General features: G+C 63.6%; 10 protein-coding genes. 6 read left to right on the top strand and 4 right to left on the bottom strand.

Annotation, left to right across the window (positions count from 1 at the left end; all coding sequences use genetic code 11):
* Positions 1-119: 119 nt before the first annotated feature.
* The 3 genes from P1U75_RS04150 to P1U75_RS04140 are packed head-to-tail and all read right to left on the bottom strand — an operon-like array spanning position 120 to position 4,669.
* Positions 120-2,234, bottom strand: a complete 2,115-nt coding sequence (locus tag P1U75_RS04150) for an acetate--CoA ligase family protein (RefSeq protein WP_300240175.1) — start codon at positions 2,232-2,234, stop codon at positions 120-122.
* A gap of 23 nt (positions 2,235-2,257) precedes the next feature.
* Positions 2,258-3,424: an acyl-CoA dehydrogenase family protein gene (locus tag P1U75_RS04145; RefSeq protein ID WP_057817149.1), complete on the bottom strand. Its 1,167-nt coding sequence runs from the start codon at positions 3,422-3,424 to the stop codon at positions 2,258-2,260.
* Positions 3,425-3,454: 30 nt separating this feature from the next.
* Complete coding sequence (locus P1U75_RS04140; RefSeq protein ID WP_082631166.1) at positions 3,455-4,669, bottom strand: CoA transferase; 1,215 nt, start codon at positions 4,667-4,669, stop codon at positions 3,455-3,457.
* 158 nt (positions 4,670-4,827) lie between these two features.
* Here P1U75_RS04140 and P1U75_RS04135 point away from each other — a divergent pair, with 158 nt between their 5' ends.
* From P1U75_RS04135 to P1U75_RS04110, 6 genes are read left to right on the top strand one after another with little or no spacing between them, the layout of a single operon-like run.
* A complete protein-coding gene (locus P1U75_RS04135; protein WP_300240168.1) occupies positions 4,828-6,243 on the top strand; it encodes a CoA-binding protein in 1,416 nt (471 codons plus the stop codon).
* Positions 6,240-6,911 carry an acetate--CoA ligase family protein gene (locus P1U75_RS04130; protein WP_300240166.1) on the top strand — a complete coding sequence of 224 codons (672 nt, stop codon included), beginning with the start codon at positions 6,240-6,242 and terminating at the stop codon, positions 6,909-6,911. Before P1U75_RS04135 ends, P1U75_RS04130 begins: the two co-directional genes overlap by 4 nt.
* 59 nt (positions 6,912-6,970) lie before the next feature.
* The gene (locus tag P1U75_RS04125) at positions 6,971-7,408 is read left to right on the top strand and encodes a MaoC/PaaZ C-terminal domain-containing protein (protein ID WP_300240164.1); all 438 of its coding nucleotides are present in this window, start codon (positions 6,971-6,973) and stop codon (positions 7,406-7,408) included.
* Positions 7,405-8,547: an acyl-CoA dehydrogenase family protein gene (locus P1U75_RS04120; RefSeq protein ID WP_300240162.1), complete on the top strand. Its 1,143-nt coding sequence runs from the start codon at positions 7,405-7,407 to the stop codon at positions 8,545-8,547. Before P1U75_RS04125 ends, P1U75_RS04120 begins: the two co-directional genes overlap by 4 nt.
* Positions 8,548-8,595: 48 nt before the next feature.
* The gene (locus P1U75_RS04115) at positions 8,596-9,768 is read left to right on the top strand and encodes an acetyl-CoA acetyltransferase (protein WP_300240160.1); all 1,173 of its coding nucleotides are present in this window, start codon (positions 8,596-8,598) and stop codon (positions 9,766-9,768) included.
* A 4-nt stretch (positions 9,769-9,772) separates the two neighbouring features.
* The gene (locus P1U75_RS04110; protein ID WP_300240158.1) at positions 9,773-10,177 is read left to right on the top strand and encodes a Zn-ribbon domain-containing OB-fold protein; all 405 of its coding nucleotides are present in this window, start codon (positions 9,773-9,775) and stop codon (positions 10,175-10,177) included.
* 90 nt (positions 10,178-10,267) lie between these two features.
* On the opposite strand, the gene P1U75_RS04105 is transcribed toward P1U75_RS04110, so the two are convergent.
* Entirely contained in the window at positions 10,268-12,211 is a 1,944-nt protein-coding gene (locus P1U75_RS04105) for a TRAP transporter fused permease subunit (protein ID WP_300240156.1), read from the bottom strand.
* Positions 12,212-12,289: the final 78 nt, after the last annotated feature.

The following is a 12,289-nucleotide window of genomic DNA, read 5'->3' as shown; positions in this document are numbered from 1 at the left end:
TTATATGAACAGTATTCCGAAAGCAAAATGGCCGCGTATGTGGTTTCTGTCAACTGTTAGAAAATCGCAGAAGGCTCGCCGCAGCTGTCAGGGGATCGGGAAGATGTCGGGCTCGTTTGTCAGTGGCCGCCTCGCTTTGTGGGGATGATTACGCCATCAGCGGCCACGGCGCCCTGGCCACTGGGCCCGACGATCAACGGGTTCACATCAATGGTCTCAAGCGCTGCCCCGTGATAGGCGGCAAAGGCCGACAGGCGCGCAAGGGCGTCGGCGAGCGCGCCGATGTCGCGTTCGGGCGCCCCCCGGAATGCGTCCAGCAGTTTTCGACCGTGGATTTCGTCGATCATGCGGCGCGCTTCGGCGGGACCGAAAGGAGCAACCCGGAAGGACACGTCTCCCAGCGCCTCGACCAGCACGCCGCCCAGACCGAACATGACCACCGGGCCGAACGCCGGATCCTGGGTCACACCCAGTATGGCCTCCAGCCCAGGTGCTGCCTGTTCCGCCACGACCAGACCGTCGATTCGCGCATCGGGCGCTTTCTCGGACGCCAGTTCCAGAATGCGCGCCCCGGCAGAGCGGACCTCTTCGACCGAGCGCAGGTTCAGCGCCACGCCACCGATATCGGATTTATGCAGGATGTCGGGCGAGGCGATCTTCAACACGATCGGAAAGCCCATCTCCTGCGCCGCCTCGGCTGCCGCCTCCGGAGTCCTGGCCAGGGTTTCGCGCACGATCCCGATGCCGGCCTCGGCAAGCAGCGCCTTGGCCTCGATCTCGTTCACCATGCCGTCCGGCAACGGCGACAGGTCGGACAGTTCGGGTATCGGGTCATGTTCGCCGGCCCGAGCGAAGGACCTGGCGAAATAGCGCAATGCGGCCATCGCACGGACCGCGCGGGTCGGTTCCTCGAACACGATGAACCCCGACTTTTCATATGCAGCACGACCCTCGGGTTCGGTCAGCGAACAGAACAGCATCGGCCGGCCGGGAAACTTCTCGCGGATGCGCTCCAGCCCGGTCCGGATGGCTTCGTTCAGGTCGGCGACAAGACCGACCGTGGACATGAAGATGATGGCTCCGTCGATTTCGCCGTCGCCAAACAACACATCCATGTTGGTTTCCAGCAGGTCGATCTGGTTGACCAACTGCGCCGTCACATCGACCGGATTTCGGACACCTGCGAAAGGCAGCACCTCTTTCAGTTTTTTCTGCGCGTGATCGGGAAGCGCGGGCACGTCCAGTTTCAGTTTCTCGGCCTCGTCGGCCATCAGCACCCCAACGCCGCCGGACACCGTCACAAGACCCAGCCGGTCGCCCTGCATCATCGAACCGGATTCGGCGCAGGCATAGGTCACATCGAACATTTCGTCGACCGATTGCGCCCGGTAGACGCCGTATTGCCGAAAGGCCGCGTCATAGACCGCGTCGGACCCCGCCAGCGAGGCGGTATGCGATTGCGCGGCCTCGGCACCGACCGCGCTGCGGCCGACCTTCATCATGACCACCGGCTTTTCCCCTGCGCGCGCCAGTTCAAGGGCCTCGACCAGCCTGTCGCGGTCGGTCGCGCCTTCGAGGTATCCCATGATTACCCGGGTTTCGTCATCCTGCGCGCAATAGGCCACCGCATCGGCGAAATCGACGTCGCAGGAATTGCCCGTCGTCGCCCAGAGGTTCACACCCAGTCCGCGCATCCTGACCAGCGTCATGCAATACGACCCGAAGGCGCCGCTCTGGCTGACGATCGACACGCCGCCGGGCTTGGGCAGGTGCTTTTCGACCCCCGGTGTGAAGGTGGCGTAAAGATTGTGGCGCACATTGGCGATGCCAAGGCAGTTCGGCCCGACAAGCCGCATACCCCCTTCGCGCGCGATATCCACCATGCGCGCCTGAAGCGCGGCGCCTTCGGAATCAACCTCGGAAAACCCCGAGCTGAAGATCACCGCCCCCCGCACGCCGCGGGCCGCGCATTGCTCGACCGCTTGAACCGCCAGCGGCGCGGGCAGCGCGATCACCGCCAGATCCGGGGTCGTCGGGGCCTCGGAGATCGACGGATAGGCCGTCAAACCCTGCACCTCGGGCGACTTCGGATTTATCGGCAGGATCGGGCCGTCGAACCCGTGACGTATGAGAAAATCCACCGGCCGTCCGCCGATGCGCTTGGGGTCACTCGACGCGCCGATCACGGCAACAGAACGAGGGGCGAAAATGGCATCCATTCCGTCAATTCGCATGGGTCTTCCTTTGATATTCTAAACTAGTAGGACTTCGGCAGGCCGAGCGCATGTTCCGCGATGAACGACAGCACCAGTTGCGGGGTGACCGGCGCGATGCGGAACAGGATGGCTTCCCGCACAAGCCGCTCGACATGGTATTCCTTGGCATAGCCGAAACCGCCGAAGGTAAGCTGCGCGGTCTGCGTCGCCTTCACCGCCGCTTCGCCGGCTAGGTATTTGCCTGCGTTGGCTTCGTTTCCGCAGGGCTTGCCGGCATCGTAAAGCGCGCCGGCGTTCATCGCCATGAGGTTGGCGGCTTCCAGCTCGGCCCAGCAGGCGGCCAGCGGGTGCTGCACACCCTGGTTCTGTCCGATCGGCCTGCCAAAGACGACACGCTCATTGGCGTAATCCGCCGCACGCCGAAGCGCGTTGCGCCCGATGCCCACCGCTTCAGCGGCGATAAGCACCCTTTCGGGATTCAGCCCGTGCAGGATCTGGCGAAAGCCCTGACCTTCCTCGCCGATCAGATCTTCGGCCGGGATCGGCAGCCCGTCGATGAACAGCTCGTTTGAATCGACGCACTTGCGACCCATCTTCTCGATCTCGCGCACCGTGACGAACGTCCGATCAAGATCGGTGTAGAACAGGCTCAGGCCTTCGGTCGGTTTTTTGACCTCTTCAAGCGGGGTGGTGCGCGCCAAAAGCAGGATCTTGTCGGCCACCTGGGCGGTCGAAATCCAGACCTTCTGCCCATGCACGACATAGCGGTCGCCCTGACGCACGGCGCGGGTTTTCAGCTTGGTCGTGTCGAGGCCGGTCGTCGGTTCGGTGACACCGAAACAGGCCCGTTGCTCGCCGGCCACCAGTGGCGGAAGATAGGTCTTCTTCTGGTCCTCGGTGCCGAACTTGACGACCGGATTCAGGCCGAAGATGTTCATATGGATCGCCGAGGCGGCGCTGTTGCCGCCCCCGGACTCTGCGATCGCCTGCATCATGATCGCAGCGTCGACAATGCCAAGTCCGGCGCCGCCGTAGGCTTCGGGGATGGCGATTCCCAGCCAGCCATCGCGGGCCAGCTTCTGGTGCAATTCGTGCGGGAAGCCGCCTTCGCGATCCCGGTTCAGCCAGAACTCGTCGTCGAACTCTTCGCAAATCCGCAGGACGGCATCGCGGATTCCCTGCTGATCGGATGTCATCTGATAGGTCATGGTGTTCTCCTCAAATCTCGCAGTCCGCTCTCAGCGTTTCGGTTCGGCTACAGTGCCGTTTTCGGTGAGCTTGTCGATCTTCCCGGCGTCGTATCCGAGCTCTTCCAGCACTGCGCGGCTGTCGGCGCCCAGCTCTCTGCGCCCGAGCCAGCGCAGCCGTCCCGGCGTCTTGTCCAGCTTTGGCACGGGTCCGACGACCTTGGTGTCGTCGCCCTCGACCCCGACGATGTCGCCGCGCGCGGCGATCTGCGGATCGGCAAGGATGTCATCGACGTCATAGACCATCGCCGCCACGGCATCGTGGGCCTGGAAGATGTCAATCGCCTTCTGCGCGTCATGCTGTGCCACAAATGCGCCGAGACGGTCCACAATCTCGTCCATGTGCTCCGCGAAGCCATCGAGGCTTTGGAATTGCGGCTGTTCCGCCCATTCCTTTCCGCCCGCGGCTTCCAGAAGCCGCCGCCCGGTCGCCGCACTGCCTGCGCTGATTGTGACCCATTTCCCGTCCCTGGCGCGAAACACCCCCGCCGGGGCGTAGGAATTGGGTGCCTGAAGTCCGTTTCGGTCAACCGGCAGCCCCGCGCCGGTTCGCGTCGGAACGTGATAGTCGATCAGGCGCAACAGCGGCTCGAAGATGGCCAGGTCCACCACCTGGCCCCTGGCGCTGCCGTTCTGCACCGCATGAAGCGCCATCATCGCGCCGTAGGCCGCCATCAGGCCGGTGGTCGAATCCGCGGCGGGAAAGCCGGGGTGCATCGGCGCGTTGTCGGCAAAGCCGGTGATGTGCGCCAGTCCGCTCATGGCCTCGCCGGCCCGACCGAAACCCGGCCACGAGGAACGCGGCCCGGTCTGGCCATAGCCCGAGATCCGCACGATCACCAGATCGGGATTCCAGCCATGCAGAACCTCTGGCGCCAATCCCGCCCTTTCAAGCACGCCGGGGCGGAAGTTTTCGATAAGAACCTGCGCGTTTTCGACCAAGCGGCGCAGAACCTCGCGGCCGTCTTCGGTTTTCCAGTCCAGCGCAACCAGTCGCTTGTTTCGGGCCAGCGTCTTCCACCACACACCGACGCCATCCTTGGCGCGCGCGCTCAGAACCCGTAGCATGTCGCCCTGCCCCGGCCGTTCGATCTTGATCACATCGGCGCCGAAATCGGAGAGCAGAGCGCCGCACATCGGCGCGGCAATCACATGCCCCATTTCAATCACCCTGAGATCGCTCAGCGGCCCGTCTGTTAATTTCACTCGGTAGTCTCCCAGATTGTCATTTCTCGGTCGTCAAGCCCCAACCTCCGGGTCCAGCGCCCTCAGTCTCATCGGAACCTAAATCCATTGCGAGAACAATCGAACGCCCGTTAGATCATCGAAACGGACAATAAAATTTTCACTTGACGGAGAAAGAAATGGCTGAGCCAAACACGAATCGAATGGCGGTTCGCCGACCTTCGGTTGCAGAGGCATTGGACGCTCTGTTCGATCCCAGCACCATCGCGGTCGTCGGGGCGTCCCGCACCAAGGGCAAGCTCGGGCAGGCCGTGCTGGCCCTGCTGAAGAGCAACGGCTATCGCGGCAAGATCATTCCGGTGAACCCCTCGGGCGGCGAAATCGAGGGGCTTGCGGCAGCACGCAGCCTGGAGGAGATCGACGGCCCGATCGACGTGGTCGTTCTGGCAACCCCGGTCGGCGTCGCTCTCGATGCGCTGGAAACCTGTACCCGGCTCGATGTGAAAGTCGTGGTCGGGGTGACCTCCGGCTTTTCGGAAGCCGGGGAAGACGGCCACAACAACGAGATGCGGCTGCGCCGGATCATGCAGGACGCGCCCTTTCGCCTGGTCGGGCCGAACTGCGAAGGCGTGGTGCGCCCCGCGTCGGATCTGCAATTGACCTTCAGCCCCATGTTCAACGGTCTCAGGCCCGGCCCCGTGGCCATGATTTCCCAGTCCGGCGCGCTAGGCGGCCTTATGGCGTTGCGTCTGGGCGAACGCGGCGTGGGGATCAATGCCATCGTCTCCAGCGGCAACGAAACGGATCTGACCGCCGCGGATCTGCTCGAATATCTCGGCAACGATCAGCAGACCCGCGTGGTTCTGTGCTACGTCGAGGAACTGCGCGACGGGCGCCGCTTTGCCGAGGCGGCCCAACGACTCACAAGAGCCGGAAAGCACGTCGTTGCGGTCAAGGGCGGACGAAGCCGCGCCGGATCGCGCGCTGTCCAATCGCATACCGGCGCGATGGCCGGAGACGACCGGGTGATCAGTGCGGTCTTCCGCGAAACCGGGGTTATCCGCGCCCGGGAATCCGTGGCTGCCGTCGATGCCGTCACGGCCCTCGCCGCAGGCAGGCGGCCTGCCGGCAACCGGGTCGGAATCATCTCTGTCACCGGCGGGCTCGGCGTCGAGATGACCGACCTGGCCGAAAGCGCCGGCTTCGAGGTTCCGGTCCTGGCCGAAGCGACGCAAACCGCGCTGTCGCGTTATGTGCCGTTCTACGGCTCGGTGTCGAATCCGGTCGATCTGACCGGCGTCGTTCTGGCGAATCCCACCTATGTGGGCCGTTGCCTGGAGGCCGTAGCGGCCGATCCGGGCGTGGATATCGCCATCGCAATTATCACATTTGTGCCGGATCAACAGTTCATCGAGGCTTTGGCCGAGGCGTTCGACAGCACCGGCAAGCCGATCCTGATTGTCTGGACAGGCTCGGCGCGCAGCAATGCCTCGGGCGAGGCTCTGCGCGAACGGGCTGTCCCGGTTTATGATTCGCCCGCGCGGGCGGCCTCGGGCCTTTCGGCGCTGGCGGCTACGACAGGAGAAGTGGCATGACCCCGAGGGAAACACTGGAAAACTGGCAGCGCGCCGGGCGTAAAGTGGTCCACGAGGCCGACTCGAAGGACCTGCTGCAACAGATCGGTATACCGGTGCCGAAACGCGATCCCGCCGAGGGGCGCTGTGTCGCCAAGCTGTGTCACGACGACTACCCGCATAAGTCCGATCATGGTCTCGTCCGACTGGGTCTCTCGCCTCAAGAGGCGAAACAGGCCGCCGCCGAAATGGCGGAACGGTTTGTGGGCGGCACGGCGCTGATCGAGGAAATGGAAGAAGGGTCCGTGGCCGAATGGATCATAGGTTGCAAACGCGACGAAACCTTTGGCCCGATCGTTCTGGCCGGCCCCGGCGGAATTCTGGTGGAACTGATAGACGCGGCCGAAATCCGGCTTGCACCCGCAGGGCCGCAAACCGCCGAGGCGATGGTGGATTCGGGCCCGGGTGCCAGGTTGCTGGCGGGGCTGCGCGGCGCGGAACCCGCCGACAAGGGGGCCCTGGCGGACCTGATTTCACGCATATCTGTTTTCTTCGCCGAAAACGCCGATCTGATCTCGGAAATTGAAATCAACCCTGTGATGGTTCGGGCGGACGGGAAAGGATTGGCTGCTGCCGATGCCTTGATCGTGTTGGCACCCAAGGCGAATGAACAGGAGAATTTAACGTGATACGTCACCCTTTCGGAGAGTTGTCACTGGGCCAGACCGGCGTTTCGAGCGGGCGGACGATGACGGAAACCGATGTCGTCAATTTCTGCATGCTCACCGGGAACTGGCTCGAACTGCATTCCAACATCGAGCATGCCAAGGAGGCGATATACGGCCAGCGCCTTGTTCAGGGCAGCCTCGTGTTTTCCATCGTCAACGCGATGATCCCCTTCGACAGCTCCGTGCTCGCTGCCTTCTACGGCTGCGACGAGCTGCGCTTTCTGCGGCCGACCTTCATCAACGACACCCTCTGGGCCCGCGTGGAAATCGTCAATCTGAAGGACCATGACGAAAAGCATGGTGTCGTGACCAGCAAGCTGGAAGGCATCAACCAGCGGGACGAAACGGTGATGCGCTGCGAGTTCAGCCTGCTAATCCGAAAGACCCGTCTCGATCGCCCCGGAGAACCGCCCAAAATCCGGGCCGCGCACGACACCACACAAGGAGAGAGCGCATGAACTTCTTGACCCCCGAGCAGGAGATGTGGCGCACGACCGTCGAGCGTTTCATCGACGAGGAGATCGGCCGCGACTATATCCGCAAATGCGATCTCGAACGCGAATACCCCTATGAGGCCTATGAAAAGGTGGCCAAGCAGGGCTGGCTCGGCATCCTGTTCTCGGAAGAGAGCGGCGGGCTGGGCGGCGACATCATGGATTATGCGCTGATGTGCGAGGGGCTGGCAAAATACGGCTTCGACTTTTCCACCGGCCTGATGGTCGCCACCTTCACCGCAATGAATATCGAGAAATTCGGCACGCCCGAACAGAAAGAGCGGTACATCCAGCCGTTCCTGGATGGCGACATCCGCTTCTCGATCTCGATTTCCGAACCCGGCGCCGGGTCGGACGCGGCTTCGACCAAGACCCGCGCGCGGCGCGACGGCAACGGCTGGGTGGTCAAGGGGCAAAAGCTCTGGTGCTCGGGCGCAAAGGCCGACAATGCGATCCTCGCCATGCTGACCCGCACCGACCCCGACGCGCCAAAGCACAAGGGGCTGTCGGTCTTCCTGATCCCCAACGACACCGAGGGTCTGGACATCCGAAAGCTGCCGACCCTGGCGCGGCGCGCAACAGGCACCACCGAGATTTTCGTGGACGACGTGAAACTGCCTTCCGATGCGCTGCTGGGCACCGAGAATGAAGGCTGGTCGATCATCACCGACCATCTGGAACTGGAACGTGTCGCCGTGGCCGCGGCCTATGTCGGCAATGCCCAGACAGCGGTGGACGATGCCCTGCGCTACGCGCATGAACGGATCCAGTTCGACAAGCCGATCTTCGACTTTCAGGTGATCCGCCACATGCTGGCCGACATGCAGACCCAGGTCGACGCCGCGCGGCTTCTGGTCTATCGCGCTGCCAGCCTGGCCGCGGCCAAGACGCCCTGCACGCGCGAAGTGTCGATGGCGAAACTCTTTGCCTCCGAGACCCTGCAAACCGTCACCCGTAACGGCATGCAGATCCTCGGCGGGCATTCCATGCTGCCCGACTCGGACATGGAACGCTATTTCCGTGAAGGGATGCAAAGCACCATCGGTGGCGGAACCTCGCAGATACAGCGCACGCTGATCGCCAAGACCATGCGCCCGAACTGACCTCGGGACCGCTTTGGGACACCACCGCACAACAAAGGGAAAAAACATATGAAGAACGGACGCGATCCGGTGATCGTCGGCCTTGCCGACGCGCCAATCGAGGACGGGAAATTCGTCACCAAGGCCTCGGTTCTGGGCCATGCCGCCCTGGTGGCGAAGGCCGCCGTCGAGGAAGCCGGCCTGACGCTGGACGATGTCGACGGTCTTTTGACCGCCGGCATGTGGGGCGTGCCGGGGCCGGGACAGCTCGCCACGGTAACGCTGGGCGAATATCTCAATATAATGCCGACCTATGTCGATGGCACCAATATCGGCGGCTCGGCCTTCGAAGCGCATGTCGCCCACGCCGCGATGGCGCTGCGCGAGGGCTATTGCGAGGTTGCCCTGATCGTCTACAGTTCCGACCAGAAATCCCTGCGCAGCCGCAATCTGGGCGGACGTCCTTCGGTCCTGTCCATGCAGCACGAAACACCCTACGGGATGCCGACGCCTGTGGGTGGCTACGCGATGGCGGCACAGCGTCACATGCACGAATACGGCACCACCTCCGAGAACCTGGCCGAAATTGCCGTCGCCACCCGGAAATGGGCACAGCTGAACCCCGCCGCGACTCGGCGCGATCCGCTCACCGTCGACGATGTCCTGTCCAGCACGATGATCTCGGAACCGCTGCATCTTCTCGATTGCTGCCTTGTCACCGACGGCGCGGGCGCCATCGTGATGACCACCGCCGAACGCGCCAGGGACCTCAAGACCAAACCCGTCGCGGTCAAGGGCTATGGCGAAGCGCACACCCATTGGGCCATCGGCGAGATGCCCGACCTCGCCCGCTTGCTGCCCGCGCAGAAGGCCGGCGAAACGGCGATGAAAATGGCCGGGGTAAGCCATTCCGACATCGACGTGGTCGAGGTCTACGACAGTTTCACCGTCACGGTCCTGCTGACGCTCGAAGCGCTTGGCTTCTGCAAGATCGGCGAGGGCGGCGATTTCGTGTCGGGCCAACGCACGGCGCCGGGCGGCGCCTTTCCGATGAACACCAATGGCGGCGGCCTGTCGGCGCTGCATCCGGGCATGTACGGGATGTTCCTGCTGATCGAGGCCAGCCGGCAGTTGCGGGGCGTCTGTGGCGACCGGCAGGTCGCGGGGGCCGAAACCGCGCTGGTTCATGGCACGGGGGGCACGCTGTCCTCCGGCGCAACCGTGATTTTGCAGAAGGACTGAGCCGATGAGCACTGAAAAACCGCTTCCGGTGATCGACCACGACAGCGCCCCCTATTGGGAGGCCGCGCACGAGGGTCGGCTTGACATCCCGCTGTGCGGCGATTGCGGCAAGCATCACTTCTATCCGCGGGCGATCTGCCCGCATTGCCATTCCGACAACCTGAAATTCGACACGGTCAGCGGGCGTGGCGAGGTGCATACCTTCACCATCGCCCGCCGCCCGGCAGGCCCGGCCTTTGCCGACGACGTTCCCTATGTCGTCGCGCTGATCGAACTGGAAGAAGGCCCGCGGATGATGAGCCGGATCCAGACCGACGATCCTGAATCCGTGCGGATCGGAGCCAAGGTCGAAGTGACCTTCGTGAAAGCCACCGACGAGATCACCTTTCCCTACTTCAGGATGACGTGACGCAAGGGGCCAGAGGCCCCGACTGTCCCACGCGAAAAGGGCCACCGCAGGTACTCTGCGGCGGCCCGTTCTTGTGAAGAAGCAGCGGCGTCACCCGGTGCTCAGGGTCTGCCGCTCTCCGAGAAAAAGCCGCCATGCGACCAAACCGATCAGCGCCAGCCCGCCGATAATGTCGGCCATCGGCGCGGCATAGATCAACAATGCAGCCGTCGCCAGAAACAACCCCCGTCCCACCAGAGTCAGCGTTCCCCTGAGGTAACCGCTCAACCCGACGCTGACGGCGAAGACCGCGGCGCTTGCCACGCCCAGATCCAGAACGATCTGACCGGTCCCGCCCTGCGCCAGAATGCCTGGCCGGAACACGAACAGGAACGGCACAACATAGACCGCACCGGCAAGAACCAGCGCGCGGCCGGCCACCTTCCAGAAATTGGCCCCGGCCAGCGCGGCCGCCGCATAGACACTGGCGCAGACCGGTGGCGTGATGGCCGACAGGATCGCGTAGTAGAAGACGAAAAGATGCGCCGTCAATTCCGGCAGGCCAAGCCGCACGAGACTGGGCGCGGCAATCGCCGCCGCCAGCACGTAGGAGGCGGTGGTCGGAACATCCATTCCCAACACGATCGACAGCACAGCCGCCAGCAGCAAGGCGACGATCAGGCCCTGATCGGACACAGAAAAGAGCAGGTTCGAGATTTTTACACCGGCGCCCGTCGCCGTCAGAACCTTGACGACGATCGCGGCACAGGCCAGCAACGCGGCGATCATCACCAGCGCGCGGCCGGCTTCGACCATCCCTTCATAAACGTCGCGGGCCAGCCCGGCCCAGCACGCCCGCAATCCCTGGGCCCGGGCCTCCTGGGCGAAGGGGCGCACGACCGCGCAGGTCAGGATCAGAACGATGATCGACGCTGCGCCCGCAAAGCTTGGTGTATAGCCCTGGAACAGGAAATAGATCACCGTCCCGATGGGAAGAAAAAGCGGGATCGCCTTGTCGGGCGCCAGGAAATCCGCCGGTTTCGGCATTTCGCTCTTCGGGGTGGGCTGAAGGCCTGTGCGCCGCGCATAAAGATCCACCCCGAGCCAAATCGCGAGGTAATAGAGAAACGCAGGACCGACCGCTGCTACAGCGATCTGGGTGTAGGGAATGTTCAGGAACTCGGCCATGATGAATGCACCTGCCCCCATCACCGGCGGCGTCAGCTGACCGGCCGAGGAGGCGACTGCCTCGACCGCGCCGGCGAATGCCGGCGGATAGCGCAACCGCTTCATCGTGGGAATGGTGATCGAACCTGTTGCCATCACATTGGCCACCGCCGATCCGGTCACCGTCCCGAACATGGCCGAAGACAGGGCGCAGACCTTGGCGGGGCCGCCGAAGGTGCGTCCGGCGATCCAGGTGGCCATTTTCATGAACACGTCGGTTGCCCCGGTGGACAGCAGCAACGCCCCCAAAAGCACATAGATCGTGATGACCCGCGCGCCCACATCCGCCAGATAACCGAAAATGCCGGTGGTCGAACTGTAAAAGGTCTCGACCGCCGTTCGCGCCGAAACCCGCGGCGGGCGCCAGCCCCCGTCGATCAGATCGTACCCGAAGTAATAATAGAGGACGGTGATCAGCGCCAGCAAGGGCAGGAACCAGCCGATCACCCGGCGGGCCGCTTCGAGCGTCAGCAGGACGACCAGCAACCCGGCGGCCTTGTCGAGCGGGCCGTACTGCACCATGATGTCGGAAAAACGATCCCGGTTGAGGATCACATAAAGGCACACGCCAAAGGCCAGCAGCCCGAGTGTGATGTCGATGGCCCGTTCCAGGCCGTTTCGGCCGCCGGTCCGCGACGCGCGCGCGGCGTACAGGAAAAAGGCACCGCCCAGACCGAAGCCGATAAAGATCGGTCGTTGAACCAGCGGTTCGAACTGCCCGAACAGGGCATTGTAGAAATGCAGCGCGACGAATGCCGCAAACAACGCGCCGAGCGCCTGCGCGCCGCGCCGTTCCCAGCGCGAAGCTTCGGTCAATGAGTGTTTCATGTTTCCTCCCGAGACGGCGGGGCGCATGTGGCGCCCCGCTCGACCGGTCCGTTCGACCGGCAGTATGACCGTCCGCAG

Source organism: Antarcticimicrobium sp. (assembly GCF_029212575.1).
Classification (GTDB): Bacteria; Pseudomonadota; Alphaproteobacteria; order Rhodobacterales; family Rhodobacteraceae; genus Antarcticimicrobium.
This window is presented reverse-complemented; position numbering and strand designations above follow the sequence as displayed.

Coding starts and splice junctions, on each gene's coding strand:
- P1U75_RS04135 (WP_300240168.1), top strand. CDS start 4,828: ATGGCTGAGCCAAACACGAATCGAATGGCGGTTCGCCGACCTTCGGTT.
- P1U75_RS04115 (WP_300240160.1), top strand. CDS start 8,596: ATGAAGAACGGACGCGATCCGGTGATCGTCGGCCTTGCCGACGCGCCA.
- P1U75_RS04125 (WP_300240164.1), top strand. CDS start 6,971: ATGACGGAAACCGATGTCGTCAATTTCTGCATGCTCACCGGGAACTGG.
- P1U75_RS04145 (WP_057817149.1), bottom strand. CDS start 3,424: ATGACCTATCAGATGACATCCGATCAGCAGGGAATCCGCGATGCCGTC.
- P1U75_RS04150 (WP_300240175.1), bottom strand. CDS start 2,234: ATGCGAATTGACGGAATGGATGCCATTTTCGCCCCTCGTTCTGTTGCC.
- P1U75_RS04105 (WP_300240156.1), bottom strand. CDS start 12,211: ATGAAACACTCATTGACCGAAGCTTCGCGCTGGGAACGGCGCGGCGCG.
- P1U75_RS04110 (WP_300240158.1), top strand. CDS start 9,773: ATGAGCACTGAAAAACCGCTTCCGGTGATCGACCACGACAGCGCCCCC.
- P1U75_RS04120 (WP_300240162.1), top strand. CDS start 7,405: ATGAACTTCTTGACCCCCGAGCAGGAGATGTGGCGCACGACCGTCGAG.
- P1U75_RS04130 (WP_300240166.1), top strand. CDS start 6,240: ATGACCCCGAGGGAAACACTGGAAAACTGGCAGCGCGCCGGGCGTAAA.